Consider the following 20,473-nt stretch of genomic DNA (forward strand, 5'->3'; position numbering starts at 1 on the left):
CTGCCGCCCTCTTCGGACTACCGGGCTGAGGCTGGTTCAAACAACAACCGGCCCATTGGACGGACGCGGCGCACGCAACGGCGGCCGGCCGGCCCGTCGCCGCGCGCCCGCTGTGTCCGCGTGGTCACAGGCCGGTGGGGGAGGGGGTTCCTCGCCGACTTCCAGGTGGCCGTCGTACCCTCAACAACGCGGAACGCAGGGCCTGTTGAGCCATTCCGCTTGCGGTCGGGGCGAGTGCGTACGGGACGTCCCGGCGTACCGGTATGCTCTCGACTGTTGTCTGACGGCAACTATGGTCGCGCGAGACGGTCAGGTGGGGAGGGCAGGGCCATGGTGGTGCCACAGCCGCGGGCCGACGACCTGCTGTCGGTGGGTGGCGAAGGGGTCGGCCCGGAGACCTGGGTGGCCTGGCAGCCCGCCGTCCTGCTGGTCGAGGACGACGCCGGTGACGCGCTGCTGGTGGAGGAACTGGTCGCCGACAGCGCGCTGAAGATACGTCTGCAGTGGGTGCGGTCGATGGCCGAGGCCGCCGAAGTTCTCGCGGTCGACGTGCCGGACTGCGTCCTGCTCGACCTGCACCTGCCGGACGCCCAGGGCCTTGAGGCACTCTCCCGGGTCCGGGCGAGCGCCGAGCGGGCCGCTGTCGTGGTCCTCACCGGCCTCGCCGAGGAGGAGACCGGACTGGCCGCCGTCGCCGCCGGCGCGCAGGACTACCTGGTCAAGGGCCGGGTCGAACCGGGCCTTTTCGGCCGGGCCGTGCGCTACGCGATCCAGCGCAAGCAGGCCGAGCGCGCGGCCGTAGCGCTGCAGGCCAGCCGCATGCAGGCCCAGGAGAACGCCCGCCTGGAACGGGGACTGCTGCCCAGGCCCCTGCTGCGCGGCGAGGGCGTCGAAGCGGTGGCCCGCTACCGTCCCGGGCGCGCACAGGCCCTGCTCGGCGGCGACTTCTACGACATCGTGCAGAGCGTCGACGGCACCGTCCACGCGGTGGTCGGTGACGTGTCCGGGCACGGGCCCGACGAGGCCGCCCTGGGTGTGGCCCTGCGCATCGCCTGGCGCACGCTGGTGCTCAGCGGTGTCACGGGCTCCGAACAGGTGGCCCGGCTGGAGGAACTCCTGGTCGCCGAGCGCGCCCGGAGCGAGGTCTTCGCCACCCTCGTCAGCCTCGCCGCCGCACCCGGCGAACGTACGGCCCGTGTGGTGCGGGCCGGGCACCACGGGCTGCTGATGCGGGACGGCGGCCGGGTGGAGTGGGTGGAGGTGCCCGGTGGTCCGGCGCTGGGCGTGGTCCCCGGCCTCGCGGACTGGCCGGTCGAGGAACTGGCCGTACCGACGGACGCCGCCGTGGTCCTGTTCACCGACGGCCTCTTCGAGGGGCATGTCGGACGCGGCTCGGAGCGCCTCGGGGAGGACGGACTGCTACGGCTCGCACGGGAACGGGCCGCACTGGCACCGGAGCGGTTCGTCGACGAACTCATCGCCCGCGCCGAGGGCCTGGCCGAGGCGCAGGGCGGCCTGGCGGACGACGTCGCCGTGCTGCACCTGCACTGGACATGAAGCGGCAGCTGCCCCGGACATGATTCACCGCGCCGGAAACGAGCAGGTGGGACGAGAGGGTGTCGAAACGAGACGAACGGTGAGGGACATGGCGGGCGGAACAGGGATCGGGCGCCGGTTGACGGTGCAGGGATGGTTCTTCCTGGCGCTGTCTCTCATGGTGCTGCTGGTGGTGGTCGGCACCGCGATCGGCGCCAGCCTGCTGAGCCAGACGGCCCGGGTCACCGACGATCTGCTGCTGCGCGTCCAGCCCTCCCAGACCGAGGCGTACCGGCTGCAGGCCGCCCTGGTCAATCAGGAGACCGGCATCCGCGGCTACGCGATCGCCGCAGACAAGCAGTTCCTCGCCCCCTACTCCAGCGGCCAGCAGGACGAGGCACGCGCGGCCGCGAGACTGCGCGTACTGCTTCGAGACCGTCCCGAACTCCTCGCCGATCTGCGGGCGGTGGAGCAGGGTGCGGCCGCCTGGCGGCGGGACTACGGCGCGCCCCTCGCCGCCGCCGTCACCCCCGGCCGGCCGCACGCCGTCGACCAGGCCACCGTGGACAGCGGCAAGCACGAGTTCGACCACCTGCGCACCCTCTGGGCCAAACAGAACGCCGACCTCGCGAAAGCCGTGAAGGAGGGCCGCGCCCACCTCGCCCACCAGCGGACGGTACGCGACACCGTCCTCAGCGGCATGATCGCCGCCTTCCTGCTGACCGGCGTAGCCCTCGCCGTACTCGTACGACTGCTGGTGACCCGGCCCCTGGAGGCGCTGAGCAAGGCGTCGGAAAAGGTCGCGGCGGGCGACTTCGCGCACCGCATCACCGGCGACGGCCCGGCCGACCTCACCGCGGTCGCCGGAGCCGTCGAGGGCATGCGCAGACGGATCGTGGCCGAACTCGACGCCTCCCGCGGCCAGGAGGAGGTGCTCAGCCGCCAAGCCGTGGAACTGGACGAGCAGGCCGTCGAACTGCGCCGGTCCAACGCCGAGTTGGAGCAGTTCGCGTACGTCGCCTCGCACGATCTGCAGGAGCCGCTGCGCAAGGTCGCCTCGTTCTGTCAGCTGCTGGAGAAACGGTACGGGGACAAGCTCGACGACCGCGGCCTGCAGTACATCGACTTCGCCGTCGACGGTGCCAAACGCATGCAGGTCCTCATCAACGACCTGCTCACCTTCTCCCGCGTCGGGCGCCTCGACGACACCCGGGAGCGGCTCGGCCTCGACCCGGCGCTCGACAAGGCGCTGCGGAACCTCGCGGCGGCCGTCGAGGAGTCGGAGGCGCGGATCGACCGGCCCGAGTCCCTCCCCGAGATCGTCGGCGACCCGACGCTGCTGACGATGCTCTGGCAGAACCTCGTGGGCAACGCCCTGAAGTTCCGCCACCCGGACCGCGCCCCGCACGTGACCGTCACCTGCGACCCCGACCCGGAGAGCCCCGGCATGTGGCGGGTGTGCGTCGCCGACAACGGCATCGGCATCCCCGAGGAGTTCACCGACAAGGTCTTCGTCATCTTCCAGCGGCTGCACAGCCGCGACGCCTACGGCGGCACCGGCATCGGACTCGCCCTGTGCAAGAAGATCGTCGAACACCACGGCGGCCGGATCTGGATCGAATCCCGGGTCGGCGAGGGCACCCGCTTCTGCTTCACGCTCCCGTACGCCGAGGAAACCGCCGAAACCACCGAAACCCCTGAAGCAACCGACGACGAGAAGGCCCTCACATGACCCTCCCCGACGCGACCCCGATCGACGTCCTCCTGGTGGAGGACGATCCGGGCGACGAACTGATGACCCGGGAAGCCTTCGAGGACAACAAGATCGGCAACACCCTGCACGTCGTCCGGGACGGCGAGGAGGCCCTCGACTTCCTCTACAAGCGCGGCGAGCACACCGACGCCCCGCGGCCCGACCTGATCCTCCTCGACCTCAACCTGCCGAAGTACGACGGCCGCCAGGTCCTGGAGAAGATCAAGTCCGACCCCGAGCTGGCGCACATCCCCGTCGTCGTCCTGACCACCTCGTCGGCCGAGGAGGACATCCTGCGCAGCTACAAACTGCACGCCAACGCCTATGTCACCAAGCCGGTCGACCTCGACCAGTTCATCGCCGCGGTCCGGCAGATCGACGACTTCTTCGTGCAGGTCGTCCGGTTGCCCCACCGTTTCGGCTGAGGGGCTAGGGTCTCTGGTACGAGGTGATGAAACGGGCGTCGAGTTGGTGAGGGCCATGGTGTCGGAGGACGACCGTGCCGACGAGATCACCGGGGTGTTCCTGCACAGGCTGCCGGAGGACACCTGGTGGTGGTCGGACGAGATGTTCCGGCTGCTCGGCTACGACCCCGACGCCGTCACGCCCACCGCCAAGCTGCTGCGCGGCCACGTCCACAGCGACGACCAGGCCGGGCTCGACAGCGCCCTGGAACACGGCAGGACCACCGGCCTCCCCTTCAGCTGCTACATCCGCGTGGTCGGCACGCCGGACGAGGAACGCAGCCTCGTCCTCGTCGGCGACGGCCGCACCGGAGACGACGGCGACGTGGTGGTGCTGCGCGGGTTCGCCGTCGACGTGACGAAGTCGGTACGGCAGGAGGCACGGCGAACCGCCGACTCCGACATCGAGCGGGCCCGCGTCTCGCAGGAGGACATCGACCTCGCGCGCGGTGTGCTCATGGGCCTCTACGGCATCGACGCCGACGTCGCGATGCGCGTCCTGCGCCGGCACTCCCAGTACGCCAACGTCAAACTCCGCACGCTGGCCCAGTCCGTGCGCGAGGCCGCGCCCACCGCACCCGGCCGACCGCAGCACGACCTGCACCAGCGGATCTCGGCGGTGCTCTACCCCGACCGCGACTGAGCGGGCGTCCAAGCTCCCGGAGACGGGGCCGCTTGGGGGTGGCAATCTCGGGTAGGCCAACCCCATGAGCGGCGAATCACCACACTGCCGACTTCTCTGAGGTGTCGAACGCGTGGCACCGCACGGGGAGGCGGACCGGAAACCGGCGCAAGCGGACGGCACGGACGCCGTCGCGGGCCGGATCGCCGATGCCGTGGACGGCCTGGCCGAACTGTGGACCACGGCGGCGACCGAGGCGTCCGTACGACTCTCCCCCCATCAACTGCGTGCCCTGCACGCCCTGGAGGACACACCGGGCGCGAACCTGACCATGCTGGCGGACCGGCTCGAGGCCGGGCTGCCCACGGTGAGCAGACTGTGCGACCGGCTGGAGGCGGCCGGGCTGCTGCTCAGGGAGGCCGCGCCGCACAACCGCAGGGAAATACAACTGCGCCTCACCACGCACGGCCGCGACGTGCTCGCCGAGGTGGCCGAACTCAGGTCTCGGGCGCTGACGGAGGTCGTACGCGGCATGGAACCGGACGACCGCGCGGCCCTGGAACAAGGCCTGCGGGCGTTCGTCGCGACGCTGCGGGATCCGCCGGCCGGTGAGGACGGGTGAAGCCGCGCCGCCTCACGGTGTGTCGGTGTCGCGTCCGTTCCAGTCCAGGCAGACCACGGCGGCATCCGCGGTCAGGTCCGTGCTGCCGAAGTGCTCGACCAGGCTCGCCACCACCGAGCGCGCGACCTCCTGCGGAGCCTGCGTCGGCGCCGCGTCGAGAGCCCGGCGCAGGGCTTCCTCGCCGAACGGGGCGCCCTCCGGGGAACGGGCCCCGTGGACGCCGGTGCTCACCGCCACCAGCCGGTCCCCGGGCCGTACGGTGAAGATCTGCTCCTCGTAGGCCGTCTCCTCGAACATGCCGAGGGGGAGCTGGGCCTCCAGTTCGATCTGCCGCACCGTGTCGCCGCGGCGGCGGTAGAGCCGGGGCGAGCCCGCGTCGACGGCGTGGACCGTGCCGGTCGCGAGGTCGAAGCGGAGCAGCAGGGTCGAGGCGTACACCTTGCCGCCGAACTGGGCGTAGACGGCCTGGTCGGCCAGGCGGGCCTGGTCGGAGAGGCTCACGCCGGCCCGGCGGGCGTTGCGCAGGGCGCCCACCGTGACGCTGGTCAGCAGGGAGGCGTCGATGCCGCGGCCCATGCCGTCGGTGACCGTCACGGTCAGCCGGCTGCCGTCGGTGCTCCAGTCGAAGTTGTCGCCGCCCACGGTGTAAGCGGGCTCCAGATGGGCGCCGATCACGAACTCCGGGCGACCGCAGCCGCGCCCCGGAAGCAGCTGCCACTGCATCTCGGCGGCGAGCGTGAGCCGTCGCGTACGGCGGGCCAGGAGGTACAGGTCGGTGTCGCGCTCCGCCGTGGCGATCTCGTGGCCCAGCGCGGTGGCGAACTCGGCGAGCCGGTCCACCCCGGCCTCGTCCGCGCCGGCGGCGGGCAGGCGGGCGGAGAGGATGCCGAGCCGGTCGCCGCGCACCGTGACGGGCACGTGCACGGTGACCGTGCCGTCCTCCGGCGGTTCGACGACGGGCGTCTGCACGGTGAACGTCCGTCCCGCCGGACCGTCGTAGGCGGACAGCGGTTCGCCGGTGCCCGGCAGCGGGGCGACCGGACGCAGCACGCGCAGACCGTAGTCGGCGAGGAGGAGGGTGACGTCCCGGGCTCCGGCCCGGTCACCGAGAATGCGGCGGGCCGTCTCCACCAGAGCGTTGGGCGGGGCCGACCGCAACTCGCTCTCCACAGAGGGGAGCGACTCAGAGGTGCTCACGGTGTTCACCCTTCCGGCTCAGTGTCTTCACACTAGCGTCACGCCGGTGGGTGCGGGGTACGCCGGGCCGCACCTCACCGACCCCGCCAGTCCAGGCACACCACCAAGGCGTCGTCGTCCGGGGTCGGCGTGCCGCGATGGCCGGTCAGCTCGCGCAGAACGGCCCGCGGCACCTCGGCGGCGGGCAGCAGCCTCGTGTGCTGGATCGCCCGCGCCAGCGCCGCGTCCCCGTACGCCTCACCCTTGGGCGAGGCGACGGCGTACACCCCGTCACTGACGAAGAGGAGCCGGTCCCCGGGCTCGATCCGGAAGTCCTGCTCGACGTAGTCGGTCTCCTCGAACATGCCCAGCGGCAACTGCGCGTCGAACGCGATCCGCTCCACCACGCCGTCACGCAGCCGCAGCGTCTGCGGCGATCCGGCGTCCACCACCCGGGCCCGCCCGGTGGTGAGGTCGAAGTCGAACATCAACACGGACATGTGGCTACGGCCCTGATAGTGGGCGTACACGGCCTGGTCCGCGAGGGCCGCCTGGTCGGCGAGGGGGATGCCCGCCCGGCGCGCGTTGCGCAGGGCGTTGACCGCCAGGTTCGTCAGAAGGGATGCCTCTATGCCCTCGCCCATGCCGTTCGAGACGTAGAGGGTGAGGTGGTCGGCCGTCGCGGACCAGTCGAAGTTGTCCCCGTGGATCGCGTACGCGGGCTCCAGCTGCGCGCCCAGGTCGAACTCGGAGCGGGAGCACGAGCGGCCGGGCAGCAGCTGCCACTGCATCTCCGCCGCCAGCGTGAGCCGGTCCTTGCGCCTGGCCCGCAGATACAGGTCCGTGTCGCGCTCGGCGACCAGCACCTCGTGCCCCAACACCTCGGCCAGCTCGGTCAGTTCGGGCAGGCACTCGCGCGCGTGGTCGCCGCCCGGCAGCGTCACCGAGAGCACGCCGAGCCGGTCCCCGCGCACACTGATCGGCAGGTGCACGCGCACACTGCCGTCGCCGAAGTTGCCCTCCACGAACGGCTCCTGGGCACCGAAGGCGCGGCCCGCCGGGGTGTTGTGCACGGAGACCGGCGGCAGGGTGTGCGGCAGCTCGGTCACGGGTTGCAGGACGGTCAGGCCGTAGTCGGCCATCAGCAGGTCCACGGAGTCCGCCGCGTAGTGCCGACCCAGCAACTGCCCGATGACGTCGGGCAGTTCGTGGGGAGCCGCCGTGCGCAGCGCCCGCTCGACAGCCAAGAATCTGTTCACGATCGTAGGTATGCCAATCTCTCACCCGAGGCACGCGCCGCCCGCCCTGCGGTGGGCCGTACGGCCCCGGCGCCGCGTGTCGTCTCGTCCATCCGTGTCCGTTGCGCGTGCCTAGTAGGCTGGGGCCCGTCCCTGTGCCTGCGAGAGTGTGACCGTGACGTCCTTCCACCCCCGCCCCGAACCCGACGAGGTCGCGCGTGTCACCTCTACGGCCGCGGAACTGCTGGAGGTCCTGTGGGGGCGAGCCTCGACGGCGCCCGCGTCCGCCTCACAGCTGCGGGTCCTGTTCATCCTGGAACACCACGAGGGCATCAACCTGCGCACCCTCGCCGACCACCTCGCCTCGACACCCCCGTCGACGAGCCGGCTGTGCGACCGTCTGCAGGCCGCCGGCTTCGTCGACCGCGAGGTGAGTCCCACGGACCGGCGCGAGGTGCGCCTGTACCTCAGCAGTCTGGGGCGGTCCTTCCTGTCGGACCTGCGGACCCGGCGCGAGGAGGCGCTCGGCGCGGTGCTGGAACAGATGCCGGCCGCCGGGCGCAGCGCGCTCCTCACCGGTCTCGAGGCGTTCTGCGCGGTGGCGGCGGCGCAGATACACGACCACGACGACTCCTCCGGCAGCCGCACCGCCTGACCCGGCCGCCCGGTGCACGGAGTGGCCTCCGCCGACCGGGACATCCCAGATCCTTCCCCCTGCTGCGACGACACCCGCTACTTTCTTGCCTCATGGCCATAGTTGTCAAACGGCAAGTGTCTGGGGTGTCCTCGTCCTCAGCCGAGTTCGGCGCCCTTGGCCGCCGCCTCTTCCTCGGAGCGCGCGTCACCGGTGGCGAGCGTGCCGCCCGCGCTCTCCAGGTGCGCCCGCACGAACCACTGGAACTGCTCCAGGTCGCGCAGCTGCCCGATCAGCAGGTCCTCGGTGGCGGGGTCGATGTCGCCCGCCTCCTTGATCCCGGCGCGGAGGTCCTCGATCAACCCGGTGTAGACGAGGTCGAGCGCGCCCAGGTGGGCGATGGCGTCGGCCCGGCCGATGGAGTAGTCGTCCCAGGTGCGCTCGGCGACCAGTGCGCCCGGAGTGCCCGGCGAGACCCCACCGAGTGCGGCGATGCGCTCGGCCACGTCGTCGGCCATCTCGCGCACCCGGTCGACCTGCGGGTCGATCATCTCGTGCACGGCGATGAAGTGCGGCCCGACGACGTTCCAGTGCACGTGCTTCAACGTCAGGTGGAGATCGTTCAGCGAGTGGAGCCGCAGCCGCAGCACACCGATCAGCCGGCCCGCGGCCTCGCGCTGGATACCGGGAACGGTGTACTTCGGGGTCAGGTCCTTGATCTCGCTGGTCATGGTTCACCTCAGGTCATTCGGTAGGGTGTGCGGTTCCTTACCTGGTCACGGGTGCCCCTGTCCGGCGCGGTCAGACATCCCGTCCCTGAGTGATACGTCACGAATGGGCCGAGTGTCCTCCGCCGGGCAGCAGATCCTGGATCTTCGCCTTGAACCCCTGCCTGAGCATGGCCGCGCGATCACTGTCGCCCTTGAGGACGGAGGACGCGGCGGCCTCGATCTGCTCCAGCGTGGAGTGCGGCGGGATCGGCGGTACGGCGGGGTCGGTCACGAAGTCCAGCACGCACGGCCGGTCGGCGGAGAGGGCGCTCTCCCAGGCGCCGGTCACCTCGTCCGGCTTCTCCACCCGGATACCGGTCAGCCCCAGGGACCGGGCGAAGTCGGCGTAGGCGACATCGGGGATCGACTGCGAGGGCAGGAACTGCGGGGCGCCTTCCATGCCCCGCATCTCCCACGTCACCTGATTCAGATCCCGGTTGTTGAGCACGGCGACGACGAGCCGCGGATCCGCCCATTCCTGCCAGTACTTGGCGACGGTGATCAGCTCGGCCATGCCGTTCATCTGCATCGCCCCGTCCCCGACCAGCGCGATGGCCGGCCGGTCACCGTGCGCGAACTTCGCACCGATGGCATACGGCACACCCGCACCCATCGTGGCGAGCGTCCCCGACAGCGAGCCGCGCATCGCACCGCTCAACTTCAGGTGCCGGGCATACCAGTTGGCGGCCGAGCCGGAGTCGGCGGACACGATCACGTCGTCAGGGAGCAGACCGCTGAGCGCGTGCACGACGTACTCAGGGTTGACCGGATCGGCCTCGACGGCGGCCCGCCGCTCCATGACCTCCCACCAACGGGCCACATTGGCCTCGATCTTGACCCGCCACGCCGGATCCTCCAGCTGCTCCAACAAGGGCAGCAGCCGGCGCAGCGTCGCGGCGGCGTCACCGACGAGGTTCACCTCGAAGGGATAGCGCATCCCCACCATGTGCGGATCGATGTCGATCTGCACGCCCCGCGCCTTGCCGAACTTCGGCAGGAACTGCGAGTAGGGGAACGACGACCCGATCACCAGCAGCGAGTCGCACTCGCGCATCATCTCGTACGACGGCTGGGTGCCCAACAGCCCGATGGCGCCGGTGACATAGGGCAGGCCGTCGTCCAACGCGTCCTTGCCGAGCAGGGCCTTGGCGACCCCGGCACCGAGCCGGTCGGCGACCTCCATCACCTCCGCACGGGCACCCCGCGCGCCCTGCCCGATCAAGATGGCCGTCTTTCCACCGGAGTTGAGCACATCGGCGGCCCGCCGCAGATCGTCGTCGTCCGGCACCGCCGTGTAGTGCGGCATACCCGGACTGGACGGCACCATCTTGAAGGCGTGCTCGGGCGGGGTGTAGGGAAGGTCCTGGACGTCGGCCGGGATGATCACGGCGGTCACCGTGCGGCGTGCGACGGCGGTGCGCATCGCCCGGTCGAGGACGTTCGGCAACTGCTCCGGGACGGTGACCATCTCGCAGTAGTCGGAGGCCACGTCCTTGTAGAGGCTCAGCAGATCGACCTCCTGCTGGTAACTGCCGCCCATGGCACTGCGGTTGGTCTGCCCGACGATCGCGACGACGGGGACGTGGTCGAGCTTCGCGTCGTAGAGCCCGTTGAGGAGATGGATGGCGCCGGGCCCGGAGGTGGCGACGCAGACACCGACCCGGCCGGAGAACTTGGCGTACCCGACGGCCTCGAACGCGGCCATCTCCTCGTGCCGGGCCTGGACGAAACGGGGGTTGTCGTCCGCGCGGCCCCAGGCGGCGAGCAGGCCGTTGATGCCGTCGCCCGGGTAGGCGAAGACATGGGCGACGTCCCACTCCCGCAATCGCTGGAGGAGGTGGTCGGAGACCTTGGTGGACATGGGCGGGGTCCTTCCGGTGGGAGTGTCCGTCCGGTACGGGCCTACGGGTACCCCGGAAGTCGACCTCCCTCGCTTCCGTCACCGGGCCATGACATGCCGAGGGCCGGAAGCCTTCGGCCTCCGGCCCGTCTTCCGGCCACTGTTCCGTTCCTTTTCCTCCGGCTCGTCAGTCGTCCCCTCTGACGATGTTGCCCTCGGTGAGTGTCTGCGGAGGCGGCGTCACGCTGTTGTCGTCGACGGGCGGGATGCAGGTGCGTACGGCCTTCCCGCCGCGGCGACGGGCCTTCGCCCAACCGGTCTCGGGCGGCAGCCGCAGGTCTTCCTTCTTGACGGTGCGCGCGGTCACAGCGCTTCAACTTCTCTCTCTGTGGAATGTGCGGTGTGGAATGTGCGGTGTGGAATGTGCGGTCCCTTGAGCCAACCGTTCGGGTCCCCGCCGGGCGCGAACTCAAACGCCGACGGGTGGACTCGGCTCCGGGGCCGTGGCGATCAGCTCCGGGCGAATTCGAGAAGATCGGCATTGAACCGCTCGGCGAACTTGGGCACCATCGCCAGGCCGTGCGGAGCGCCCGGGTAGACCTTGTAGATCGCGTCCTTGACGAGTTTCGACGATTTGTCGCCGGAGGCCACGATGGGAACGATCTGGTCGTCGTCGCCGTGCACGATCAATGTGGGAACGTCGATCTTCTTGAGGTCCTCGGTGAGGTCGGTCTCGGAGAATGCCTTGACGCAGTCGTAAGCGCCCTTGATTCCCACCGTCATGCTCCAGAGCCAGAACTCGTCACGGGTTCCCTGGGTGACGGTCGAGTCGTCGCGGTTGGCGCCGTAGAACGGGGCACTGAGATCTTTGTAGAACTGCGAACGGTCCGCCTCCACGCCGTTGCGGATCTCGTCGAAGACCTCGATCGGCAGCCCTTCCGGGTTGGCGTCCGTCTTTAGCATGAGCGGCGGGATCGCGCCGACCAGGACGGCCTTGGCGACCCGGTCGGAGCCGTGCCGGCCGATGTAGCGGGTGACCTCACCGCCGCCGGTCGAGTGCCCGACCAGGATCACGTCTCGGAGATCCAGGGCCTCGATGACCGACGCGAGATCGTCGGCGTACGTGTCGAGGTTGTTGCCGTCCCAGGGCTGACCGGAACGCCCGCCACCGCGCCGGTCGTGCGCTACGGCCCGGAAGCCGTTGTCGGCCATCAGCTTCAGCTGGGGATCCCACGCGTCGGAGGTCAGCGGCCAGCCGTGGGAGAAGACGACGGGCTGCCCCGATCCCCAGTCCTTGTAGAAGATCTGTGTGCCGTCCGTGCTGGTGGCGAAGGGCATGGTGTGTTCCTCTCGAAATGATCGAAATTCTTGATCGAACTTCTTGAGTACGTCACACGGAGAATCGACGGCAAGGGTCAGCGGCGAGAGGCGACCGGAATGAGCACGTCGTCCACAACACTCTAGGCGAGGCGAGGCAGTTCCGCGTGTCGAGGGAATTCCCGGCCGCTTCCACCGTAACCCGGGGGTGGCGCGAAAAACGTCAGACCGTGGTTCGATCTCTCACGCCCGCGCGATGGCTACCGTTTCGGCCATGCCGGAACTGACAGCACGGAACGTCGGCCCGTCCGGAATCGACATCGCCTACGAACGCTTCGGTGACCCGGAGGCACCGCCGGTCCTCCTGATCATGGGAGCGGGCGCCCAGATGATCAACTGGCCGGAGGGATTCTGCCAGGCACTGGTCGACCGGGGTCTGCACGTGATCCGGTTCGACACCCGCGACGCCGGCCGCTCGACCCACTTCCGCGACGCACCCGTGCCGGACTTCCCGGCGGCCCTGGCCGGCGACCTCTCCACGGCGTCCTACACACTCTCCGACCTGGCAGCCGACACCGTGGGCCTGCTCGACGCGCTCGGCGTCACCGGCGCCCACCTCGTCGGCTCCTCGATGGGCGGGATGATCGCCCAGATGATCGCGATCGAGTACCCGGAGCGGGCCCGCTCGCTCACCTCGATGATGTCCACGACCGGCGAACCCGGCGTCGGGGAGGCCGACTTCTCCGTGTTCGCCGAACTGGGAGCACCACCCCAGGACCGGGAGGCCTTCGTCGAATGGCAGGTACGCGCCCTGCGGCTCGCCGCGTCACCGGGCTTCGCGTTCGACGCGACCTCTGCGGCCGAGCGGGCGGGACGCGTCTTCGACCGGGGCTACGACGTCCTCGGCATCCAGCGCCAGGGCCTCGCGGTGGTGGCCACGGGCGACCGCACCGAACGGCTGCGGTCACTGCGCGTGCCCACCCTGGTGGTGCACGGCGCCGCCGACATCGTCTGCGACGTCAGCGGCGGTCGCGCCACGGCAGCCACCGTACCGGGCGCCGACCTGCTGATCCTGGAGGGAATGGGCCACAGCCTTCCGCAGGAACTCTGGCCCGAACTCGCCGACCGGATCGGCGAGTTCGTCCACCACGCCGAGACGGTGACCGCCTGACCGCCAACCCCGGCCCGGGCGCCATCCCTTCCCCGCGCTTCACATAGCCGGACGCCCGGCGCGACTTTCGTGCTGCGGCTGCCTCAGGACTCGCACGATGGGGGATCCCGTGCGGTCGTCAAGCAGCACGACCCGGTCTCCCGGGAAGAGTCCCTCGCCCTTCCGGACAGGGACGAGACCCACTCCGAGTTCGACGGCCGCGGCACCGCCGAGGGGAATCCCCGGGAAATTCGTTGGACAACTCATCGGCCGGGAACCAGCGTTGACCCAATGCGACAGGAGAAGCTCTGGGACGCCGACGCTGCTCAGCGGTACGACACGCCCGGCACCGGTATGTTCGCGCCCGATACTCTCGGGCCGGCCGTGGACCGCCTCGCTCATCTCGCGGGGGACGGGGCGGCGTTGGAGTTCGCCATCGGGACCGGGCGGGTCGCCGTTCCGCTCGCCGAGCGCGGAGTCCCGGTCACCGGGATCGAGTTGTCGGTGCCGATGGTGGAGCGGCTGCGGACCAAGGCCGACGAAGCGGCGATCCCCGTGATCATCGGGGACATGGCGACCACCGTCGCGCCCGGGACGTACAGCCTCGTCTATCTCGTCTACAACACGATCTCGAACCTGCTCACCCAGGCCGGGCAGGTCGAGTGTTTCCGGAACGCCGCCCGCCATCTCACGCCTGGCGGACGGTTCGTGGTCGAACTGTGGGTGCCCGAGTTGCGCAGACTACCGCCGGGGCAGGCGGCGACCGTGTGGCAGACCGACGCCGACTACATCGCCCTGGACACCTACGACATCCTGCGCCAGCACGTCGTGTCGCACCACTTCCGGTTCGACGAGACCGAGCAGGCGCGGCTGTACCGCAGCCCTCACCGGTACATCTGGCCGGCCGAACTCGATCTCATGGCCCAGTTGGCCGGGTTCGAGTTGGAGAGCAGGCATGAGGACTGGGCCGGCGCCGAGTTCACCGGCGAGTCGCGTTCGCACGTCTCCGTCTACCGAGTTCCGTCGGCGCCGTAGTCGCAACAACTCGGCCGTGCCACACGGTACTTGTGTCCCACCCGCCGGCGATCCGGAGCACTCACGCCTACCCCGCGCCATCCGGAGCGTCCGTCAAAGGGATGCGGGCGGTGATGCGTTTGCCGACGGGTTCGCGCTGTGCCTCGAAGCCGCGCGCCACGGCCCGTACGATCTCCAGGCCGTGCTGCCCCACCCGTTGGGCGTCGGCGGCACGGGCGACCGGCAGCACCGGGTCGGAGTCCCACACCTCCACCTCGACCAGGGCGTCGACGATCCGCAGATCCATCAGCACCGGGCCGGGCGCGTACTTCCGGGCGTTGGTGACCAACTCGCTGACGACCAGCTGCGTGAGATCCATGGCACGGGCCGACACCGGCAGTCCATATTCGGCCTGGGCCCGGGCGAGGAACATCGCGGCCAGCCGGCGGGCCTCGGCGATGCACGAACCGTCCCCGTCCAACGCCACGGTGGACCGCAGGGCCCGGGCCTGCGGCGCTGTGTCGTCGTCCTCCGATGAATCTGGTTCCATCCGGATCGTCTCACCGCCTTCCGCGTGCCCGGCGCATACCCCGTGAAGCAACGCGCACTCCGCCAATCTCTGCCGGCTCCATCGGACAGCTCCACCGGACACAAGCATCAACCGTACGATGCGGGGCAGCACTCCGGATGAAAATCCTGATCCGTAGCGCTCACCGACTTGTGTATGAGGACAGATGGTGGACACCGAACACGCGGGGCAGCCGGGGCGGTTGTCGGTCAGGACCGACGTCGTCGACGGCACCTTGGTCGTGGCTGTTGCCGGAGAGATCGACCAGGAGACGGGCGGCTCACTGAGGAAGGCGCTGGAGCTGCCGGAGGGCGCCGCACCGCGCGTCGTCATCGACCTGCACCACGTCACCTTCATGGACTCCAGCGGCATCAACATTCTCATCGCCGTGCAGACGGCTCTCGCGGAGGCAGGCGGTTGGCTGCGACTGGCCGGGGCCACCCCGCCCGTGCTGCGCATCATCCAACTCGTCGGTATCGACGGATTCATCGGCTGCCACCCGACACTCCAACAGGCCCTGGAAAACTGACCGTTGGGGGGAACCGACCGCCGGAGCGGCCGGGAATCCGTTGGCGGGTTGCCGAAGCACGGTGGTAGACACTCCGCGTGACACAGATCCTGGAGTTCCCCGTCCTGCTGCGGCTGATCGACGAACGGTCGGTCGCGTTCCGGGCCGCGGTCGCCTCCGCGCCGAGCCTCGACGTACAGGTGCCGACCTGCCCGGAGTGGACGCTGCGGGATCTGGTGCAGCACCTGGGCGGGGTGCACCGCAGCTGGGCCGCCATCGTCGCCGCGGGGCCTGCCGACGCCCGCCCCGACGTGTCCGTCCCGGAAGCGCCTCGGGAGCGTACGGCCCTGCTGGCCTGGTCGGCCGAGTCCACGGACCAACTGCTGCGCGCACTGCGCGAGTTCGGCCCGGAGCGCGGCTGCTGGACATGGTGGGGCGGGTCGCGGTCGCCGCAGACCTCCGGTGCCGTGGCCCGGCACCAGGTCCAGGAGGCGATGGTGCACACCTACGACGCGCAGCTCACCCTGGGTGCCCCGCAGTCGCTGCCGGACGAGGCGGCGCTCGACGGTGTCGACGAGTTCCTGTCCACCTGCTGCGCCGGGACGGACCCCTGGCCGCACGAGCCCGCTGCCGTCGAATACCACGCCACCGAGGGCCGTTCCTGGCGCCTCTCACTCTCCGCCGACGGCGCCCGGGTCACCGAACTCCCCGCGCCCGCCGCTGATTCCGGCGAGGCCCCGGACCCGGTCGGCGCCACCCTCCGGGGCACGGCCGGGGAGCTGGTCCTGGCCCTGTACGCCCGCATCCCGGTGAACTCCCTGAAGGTGGACGGCGACCCACGTCTCTTCGACCTGCTCCTGGCCTGGGACCCGAGCGCTTAGGACGCCACGAGGAGGGCTGAGGCCCAGCGCGAGCAGTTCCCAGGCGAAGGTCCAGGTGACCTCGATCCTCGACACGCTGACCGACGGCCTGCGCGGGCATGTCGACCGGTGACGTGGGTGCGGGGCTTGTTCACCGATCGTAAGGATCGGTGAACAAGCCCCGCACTATTGCTGGTTGCTAGCTGCGACGGCCCGCCGGACCGTGGCTGACCGAGTCCTGATCTCCTGCGCCGGAGGCCGGTCCGGAGGTGTCGGAACCGATGCCCGCCAGCTCCGGGGTGCGGTCGGCGTGGCCCGGCCACCAGGCGGCGTGGCCGATCAGGGCGGTGAGGCTCGGCGTGAAGAACATCGCCATCACGAAGGCGGCCACGGCGATGCCGAAGGAGACGGCGAAACCCATCTCCGTGAGCAGCGCGTTGCCGGCCAGCATCATCGTGGCGAAGGTCGCCGCGAGGATGAAACCGGCCGCGGCCACGGTCGGTCCCGCGTGCCGTAGCGCCATGCTCGCCGCCTCGCGCGGATCGCGGCCCTCGCGGGCCTCCTCGCGGAGCCGGGCGATCATGAGGATGTTGTAGTCCGTGCCGATGGCGACCACGAAGAGATACATGATCACCGGGAGCATGAACATCAGCCCCGGGTGTCCCTGCGCGTCCTGGAAGATCCAGACGGTCGCGCCGAGGGTGGCGCCGAAGCCGAGACCCACCGAGGCGATGAGGTACCACGGTGCGACCACACTGCGCAGGAGCAGTCCCAGGATCAGCATGATCAGCAGGGCGGCGACGGGGAACACGGTGCGGTAGTCGTGGTTGACCGCGCTGTTGATGTCCTTGTAGATCGAGGACATGCCGCCGACCAGCGCCTCGGTGTCGTCGGGCGCGGAGGAGTGCGCGACCTCCCGCACCCGGCCCACGGCGTCGATCGCCTTCTCCGTGGACGCCTCATACTTCAGTGTGACGGTGAAGTCCGCCGTCGTACCGGCCTGGTTGACCTGGCTCATACGGGCGCTCGCGACCCCGTCGACGGCCCCGAGCTTCTCCGCGTAGGCGGCGAAGCCGGTCTTGTCGAGCGGCCGGCCGTCGGTGCTGGAGAGGTAGACGTCGGTCGGTGCGGCGGCGCCCGCCGAGTACGCCTTCTGCATCTCGTCCTGGCCGACCATCGACTCCTTGGTCTTGGGCATGGAACCCGAGGCCAGGTCGAAGGTCGCCTTGTAGCCGAGCGTGCCCAGCGACAGGGCGACGAGGACGAGACCGGAGAGCGCGGCGGTCAGCGCGGGCCGGCGCTGCACACCGCGTCCGAGAGCCGCGAACCGGGCGTTCTGCGGCTCCTGTTGCCAGGACTTGGACGGCCAGAAGACCTTCGGCCCGATCAGCGACACCACGGCCGGGATCAGCGTCAGGCCCGCGATCAGGGTGACGGTGACCGAGATGGCCAGCGCCGGGCCCATCTGCTTGAGGAAGCCCAGCGTGGACAGCACCAGCGCGAGGAACGCGATGATGACCGCGCCGGCGGCCGAGGCGATGGCCTCACCGACCCGGGCGACCGCGTTGACCATGGCCTGCTTCGGCTCGTCACCCGCCCGCAGACGTTCCCGGTAACGGAACATCAGGAACAGGAAGTAGTCCGTGCCCACGCCGAACAGCACGACGATCAGGATCGACGAGACGGAACTGTTGGCCTGCAGGCCGAACAGCTTGGTGGCGTACGCGATCAGCCCGTTGGCGATGGACGCCACCACTCCGATCAGGACCAGGGGGAGGAAGGCGAGGATCGGCGCGCGGAAGATGATCAGCAGGGTCACCAGGATGATGAGGAAGGTCCCGATGCCGATCAGCGCCTCGCCGCGCTTCGAGGAGTCCTGCTGGTCGAGGGCCTGGGCGGCGGAACCGCCGAGCTTGACGTCGAGGTCCGTGCCCTTGGCGAGCTGCTTGACGTCGTCGCGCAACACCTTCGCGGCATCCGCCTGAACCGGCTGACCGGCGTTCTTGCTGTCCATCTGGACCAGGGTCATGGTGTACCTGCCGTCCTTGGACGGCTGGCCGGGGACCACCTTCTGCACCTGGTCGATGTGCTTCTCGCCCAGTTCGGTCGTGATGCGGGCGACATCCTGTTTGTCGGCGGCGGTGAGCTTGCCGCCGTCGGTGCGCTGGTACAGCGCGATCGCGGACGGGGTGAAGGCGCTGGGGAACGCCTTCACCTGGAGATCCGCCGCTTTGATGGACTCGTAGCTCTTGGGCAGGAAACTGCTCTCGTCACTGTTGGAGGGCAGGCCGGGCGCGGTGGCGACGATCGCCACCGCCGCGATCAGCCAGGCCACTATCGTCCAGACGGGGTGTCTGACGACTCCAGTGCCAATACGTCGAAACATGCGGGAGGTCCTCCTGGGAAGGAAGATCACCGCAGCCCGGGGAGCGGACCCCGGCATGGGCGACCCCGACCGGTCCTCACCCGTGGGGCCGGTCGAACGGTTGTCTGTCTTCTTGTCCTATCGGTGACGCGTGAAGATTCATAACACACGCATCGCTGCGGCACAGGTCCGCACGAACGGGTGGTTGTCTGTGACCCGTCCTTCTCCACCACGTTGTGCCGCGGGGCGGCACGCTCGCCGCTTCCGGAGACCGCCGGTCCGGCGGGTGCGAGGAGAGGAAATCATGGGAGCAACGAAGTGGTCCACGGCTTTTGGAGCCGCGGGGCTGGTCCTCGTGGCCGTCACGACGTCCGCCGGGACGCCGGCGGCCGCGCAGAGCCAGGCACCGCACGCACACCTGGTCGCGCGCGTCGTCCTCACGAACGCGGACAACGGCCGCACGGTGCCCGCGAGTTCCGGTGGCGATGTCGAGATCCGGCTCACCCACTCCCGCGAGCGCGGATTCACCTACACCTGGACCGCTCCGGAGTCCGGCAACTCGGCGGTGCTCGGGCATGCTTCCGACGCCACGTACCCGTCCGGTGACGCCACGGCCGTCTTCCACGCGGCGGCCGCCGGCGCCGCCACCGTCACCGCGCAACGCCGTTGCGTCCCCGACCCCGGCAGCCTCTGCCCCCTTCTCGTCGAGACCTGGAAGGTGACGATCGAGGTGAAGTGACCGGCTGCCGGTCGCTCGGGCCCCCGGCGTCGGTAGGGTGCTTCCGGAGGTGGTCAAGTGGCTGACGCCGCACGGGAGTTGAGTGAGTCGCCGGAATCCACGACCGTGGTGGTGATCGGCGCCGGCCCGGCCGGGCTGACCGTCGCGAACCTGTTGCGGCGCAACGGGATCGACTGTGTCGTCCTGGAACGGCAGACCCGCGAGTATGTGGCACAGCGCCAGCGGGCCGGCATCGTCGAGACCCGCGCCGTCCGGATGTTCGACTCCTGGGGGCTGGCCGACCGCGTCCTGGGCGGCATCCCGCACGACGGCATCCTGGAGCTCCGGGTCGACGGCGAAACCCATCTGGTGAACGACTACGACGGCTCCGAGGGCCCCACGGCCCGCCTCTGCCCCCAGCAGATGCTGGTCCAGAAGCTCACCGCCGCGTACCTGGAGGACGGCGGCGACCTGCGCTTCGAGGCCGCCGACGTCTCCCCGCACGACCTGACCGGCGATCGTCCCACCGTCCGCTACCGCACCGCGGACGGGAGCCTCCGTACGATCACCTGCTCCTTCGTCGCGGGCTGCGACGGCGACCACGGCATCAGCCGCAGCGCCGTCCCCGACGGGGTCCTCACGCCATACGCCTTCGATCACGGGATCGGCTGGCTGACGGTCCTGGCCGACGCGCCGCCGCCGGCCCACCCGCTCCTGGCCGTCAGCCCGCAGGGCTTCGCCGCCCACTTCCCGCGCGGCCCGTACACCAGCCGCTACTACCTCCAGTGCCCGCCCGACGACCACCCCGACGCCTGGTCCGACGCCCGCGTCTGGGACGCGCTGCGCACCCGGCTCGGCGACCCGGACCTCGTCTCCGGCCCGATCACCGACCGCGAGATCTTCCGGCTCCGCAGCCTGGTCCACGACCCGATGCAGTACGGCCGTCTCTTCCTCGTCGGCGACGCCGCGCACATCGTCTCGCCGATGGGCGGCAAGGGGATGAACCTCGCTCTCTACGACGCCGATCTCTTCGCCCGAGCCGTACGGGACGCCGTCCACGACCACGACGACACCGCCCTGCGCACCTACTCGGAGCGGTGCCTGCGCCGCGTCTGGAGCGACCAGGAGTTCTCGCACTGGATGACCCGCATGCTCCACGACGCGGGTGACGCCACCAACTCCGGTCCCTTTCACCGGAGTCTGGCCCGCGCACGGCTCGACCGGCTCTTCACATCACCCGGCGCGGCCGGCGCCTTCTCCGAACTCATGACGGGGATGGACTTCGGAGAGGACGCCGGGCCGCAACCGCGTTGACATG

At 70.1% G+C, this 20,473-nt stretch carries 20 protein-coding genes; 12 read left to right on the forward strand and 8 right to left on the reverse strand.

Annotated features, from left to right (window positions below):
* The first annotated feature begins 330 nt into the window (after positions 1 to 330).
* The 5 genes from OG714_RS50325 to OG714_RS50345 all read left to right on the forward strand — a co-directional run bounded on the left by OG714_RS50325 (position 331) and on the right by OG714_RS50345 (position 4,997).
* Positions 331 to 1,557: a PP2C family protein-serine/threonine phosphatase gene (locus tag OG714_RS50325; RefSeq protein ID WP_406131208.1), complete on the forward strand. Its 1,227-nt coding sequence runs from the start codon at positions 331 to 333 to the stop codon at positions 1,555 to 1,557.
* A gap of 88 nt (positions 1,558 to 1,645) precedes the next feature.
* A complete protein-coding gene (locus OG714_RS50330) occupies positions 1,646 to 3,268 on the forward strand; it encodes an ATP-binding protein (RefSeq protein ID WP_406131209.1) in 1,623 nt (540 codons plus the stop codon).
* Entirely contained in the window at positions 3,265 to 3,714 is a 450-nt protein-coding gene (locus tag OG714_RS50335) for a response regulator (protein WP_328685793.1), read from the forward strand. The genes OG714_RS50330 and OG714_RS50335 overlap by 4 nt, the downstream gene beginning before the upstream one ends.
* A gap of 55 nt (positions 3,715 to 3,769) precedes the next feature.
* Positions 3,770 to 4,396 carry a PAS and ANTAR domain-containing protein gene (locus OG714_RS50340; RefSeq protein WP_406131210.1) on the forward strand — a complete coding sequence of 209 codons (627 nt, stop codon included), beginning with the start codon at positions 3,770 to 3,772 and terminating at the stop codon, positions 4,394 to 4,396.
* Between the two features lie 112 nt (positions 4,397 to 4,508).
* Entirely contained in the window at positions 4,509 to 4,997 is a 489-nt protein-coding gene (locus OG714_RS50345) for a MarR family winged helix-turn-helix transcriptional regulator (RefSeq protein ID WP_406131211.1), read from the forward strand.
* Positions 4,998 to 5,009: 12 nt separating this feature from the next.
* On the opposite strand, the gene OG714_RS50350 is transcribed toward OG714_RS50345, so the two are convergent.
* A complete protein-coding gene (locus OG714_RS50350; RefSeq protein WP_406131212.1) occupies positions 5,010 to 6,203 on the reverse strand; it encodes a PP2C family protein-serine/threonine phosphatase in 1,194 nt (397 codons plus the stop codon).
* A 65-nt stretch (positions 6,204 to 6,268) separates the two neighbouring features.
* Positions 6,269 to 7,432 (reverse strand): PP2C family protein-serine/threonine phosphatase, encoded by a 1,164-nt coding sequence (locus OG714_RS50355; RefSeq protein WP_406131213.1) that lies wholly within the window; start codon positions 7,430 to 7,432, stop codon positions 6,269 to 6,271.
* Positions 7,433 to 7,580: 148 nt separating this feature from the next.
* Between OG714_RS50355 and OG714_RS50360 the strand changes: the two genes are divergently transcribed.
* Positions 7,581 to 8,066 (forward strand): MarR family transcriptional regulator, encoded by a 486-nt coding sequence (locus tag OG714_RS50360; protein ID WP_406131214.1) that lies wholly within the window; start codon positions 7,581 to 7,583, stop codon positions 8,064 to 8,066.
* Between the two features lie 137 nt (positions 8,067 to 8,203).
* Here the strand turns inward: OG714_RS50360 and OG714_RS50365 are convergent, their stop codons facing one another.
* The 4 genes from OG714_RS50365 to OG714_RS50380 form a co-directional block, all read right to left on the reverse strand.
* On the reverse strand, positions 8,204 to 8,776 hold the full coding sequence (locus tag OG714_RS50365) for a Dps family protein (protein WP_406131215.1): 573 nt from the start codon (positions 8,774 to 8,776) through the stop codon (positions 8,204 to 8,206).
* A gap of 97 nt (positions 8,777 to 8,873) precedes the next feature.
* Positions 8,874 to 10,676 carry a thiamine pyrophosphate-requiring protein gene (locus OG714_RS50370; RefSeq protein WP_406131216.1) on the reverse strand — a complete coding sequence of 601 codons (1,803 nt, stop codon included), beginning with the start codon at positions 10,674 to 10,676 and terminating at the stop codon, positions 8,874 to 8,876.
* A gap of 166 nt (positions 10,677 to 10,842) precedes the next feature.
* Positions 10,843 to 11,022, reverse strand: coding sequence for a hypothetical protein (locus tag OG714_RS50375; protein ID WP_406131217.1), 180 nt, complete (start codon positions 11,020 to 11,022; stop codon positions 10,843 to 10,845).
* A gap of 143 nt (positions 11,023 to 11,165) precedes the next feature.
* Entirely contained in the window at positions 11,166 to 11,993 is an 828-nt protein-coding gene (locus OG714_RS50380; protein ID WP_406131218.1) for an alpha/beta fold hydrolase, read from the reverse strand.
* Between the two features lie 253 nt (positions 11,994 to 12,246).
* On the opposite strand from OG714_RS50380, the gene OG714_RS50385 reads away from it, so the two are divergent.
* Together OG714_RS50385 and OG714_RS50390 are read left to right on the forward strand one after the other, a co-directional pair.
* The gene (locus tag OG714_RS50385; RefSeq protein WP_406131219.1) at positions 12,247 to 13,143 is read left to right on the forward strand and encodes an alpha/beta fold hydrolase; all 897 of its coding nucleotides are present in this window, start codon (positions 12,247 to 12,249) and stop codon (positions 13,141 to 13,143) included.
* Positions 13,144 to 13,413: 270 nt separating this feature from the next.
* Positions 13,414 to 14,157: a class I SAM-dependent methyltransferase gene (locus OG714_RS50390; RefSeq protein ID WP_406131220.1), complete on the forward strand. Its 744-nt coding sequence runs from the start codon at positions 13,414 to 13,416 to the stop codon at positions 14,155 to 14,157.
* Between the two features lie 67 nt (positions 14,158 to 14,224).
* On the opposite strand, the gene OG714_RS50395 is transcribed toward OG714_RS50390, so the two are convergent.
* Positions 14,225 to 14,686, reverse strand: coding sequence for an ATP-binding protein (locus OG714_RS50395; protein ID WP_406131221.1), 462 nt, complete (start codon positions 14,684 to 14,686; stop codon positions 14,225 to 14,227).
* A gap of 184 nt (positions 14,687 to 14,870) precedes the next feature.
* Between OG714_RS50395 and OG714_RS50400 the strand changes: the two genes are divergently transcribed.
* Complete coding sequence (locus OG714_RS50400; RefSeq protein ID WP_406131222.1) at positions 14,871 to 15,233, forward strand: STAS domain-containing protein; 363 nt, start codon at positions 14,871 to 14,873, stop codon at positions 15,231 to 15,233.
* A gap of 77 nt (positions 15,234 to 15,310) precedes the next feature.
* Positions 15,311 to 16,093 carry a maleylpyruvate isomerase family mycothiol-dependent enzyme gene (locus tag OG714_RS50405; RefSeq protein WP_406131223.1) on the forward strand — a complete coding sequence of 261 codons (783 nt, stop codon included), beginning with the start codon at positions 15,311 to 15,313 and terminating at the stop codon, positions 16,091 to 16,093.
* A gap of 178 nt (positions 16,094 to 16,271) precedes the next feature.
* Here the strand turns inward: OG714_RS50405 and OG714_RS50410 are convergent, their stop codons facing one another.
* Positions 16,272 to 18,458: an MMPL family transporter gene (locus OG714_RS50410; RefSeq protein WP_406131224.1), complete on the reverse strand. Its 2,187-nt coding sequence runs from the start codon at positions 18,456 to 18,458 to the stop codon at positions 16,272 to 16,274.
* A 283-nt stretch (positions 18,459 to 18,741) separates the two neighbouring features.
* Between OG714_RS50410 and OG714_RS50415 the strand changes: the two genes are divergently transcribed.
* Both OG714_RS50415 and OG714_RS50420 read left to right on the forward strand, forming a co-directional pair.
* A complete protein-coding gene (locus OG714_RS50415; RefSeq protein WP_406131225.1) occupies positions 18,742 to 19,176 on the forward strand; it encodes a hypothetical protein in 435 nt (144 codons plus the stop codon).
* 57 nt (positions 19,177 to 19,233) lie between these two features.
* Complete coding sequence (locus tag OG714_RS50420) at positions 19,234 to 20,469, forward strand: 4-hydroxybenzoate 3-monooxygenase (protein WP_406131226.1); 1,236 nt, start codon at positions 19,234 to 19,236, stop codon at positions 20,467 to 20,469.
* The last annotated feature ends 4 nt before the right edge of the window (positions 20,470 to 20,473 follow it).

The organism is Streptomyces sp. NBC_00989 (assembly GCF_045162655.1).
Taxonomy (GTDB): domain Bacteria; phylum Actinomycetota; class Actinomycetes; order Streptomycetales; family Streptomycetaceae; genus Streptomyces.

Coding starts and splice junctions, on each gene's coding strand:
- OG714_RS50325 (WP_406131208.1), top strand. CDS start 331: ATGGTGGTGCCACAGCCGCGGGCCGACGACCTGCTGTCGGTGGGTGGC.
- OG714_RS50330 (WP_406131209.1), top strand. CDS start 1,646: ATGGCGGGCGGAACAGGGATCGGGCGCCGGTTGACGGTGCAGGGATGG.
- OG714_RS50335 (WP_328685793.1), top strand. CDS start 3,265: ATGACCCTCCCCGACGCGACCCCGATCGACGTCCTCCTGGTGGAGGAC.
- OG714_RS50340 (WP_406131210.1), top strand. CDS start 3,770: ATGGTGTCGGAGGACGACCGTGCCGACGAGATCACCGGGGTGTTCCTG.
- OG714_RS50365 (WP_406131215.1), bottom strand. CDS start 8,776: ATGACCAGCGAGATCAAGGACCTGACCCCGAAGTACACCGTTCCCGGT.
- OG714_RS50370 (WP_406131216.1), bottom strand. CDS start 10,676: ATGTCCACCAAGGTCTCCGACCACCTCCTCCAGCGATTGCGGGAGTGG.
- OG714_RS50380 (WP_406131218.1), bottom strand. CDS start 11,993: ATGCCCTTCGCCACCAGCACGGACGGCACACAGATCTTCTACAAGGAC.
- OG714_RS50385 (WP_406131219.1), top strand. CDS start 12,247: ATGCCGGAACTGACAGCACGGAACGTCGGCCCGTCCGGAATCGACATC.
- OG714_RS50390 (WP_406131220.1), top strand. CDS start 13,414: ATGCGACAGGAGAAGCTCTGGGACGCCGACGCTGCTCAGCGGTACGAC.
- OG714_RS50395 (WP_406131221.1), bottom strand. CDS start 14,686: ATGGAACCAGATTCATCGGAGGACGACGACACAGCGCCGCAGGCCCGG.
- OG714_RS50400 (WP_406131222.1), top strand. CDS start 14,871: ATGGTGGACACCGAACACGCGGGGCAGCCGGGGCGGTTGTCGGTCAGG.
- OG714_RS50410 (WP_406131224.1), bottom strand. CDS start 18,458: ATGTTTCGACGTATTGGCACTGGAGTCGTCAGACACCCCGTCTGGACG.
- OG714_RS50415 (WP_406131225.1), top strand. CDS start 18,742: ATGGGAGCAACGAAGTGGTCCACGGCTTTTGGAGCCGCGGGGCTGGTC.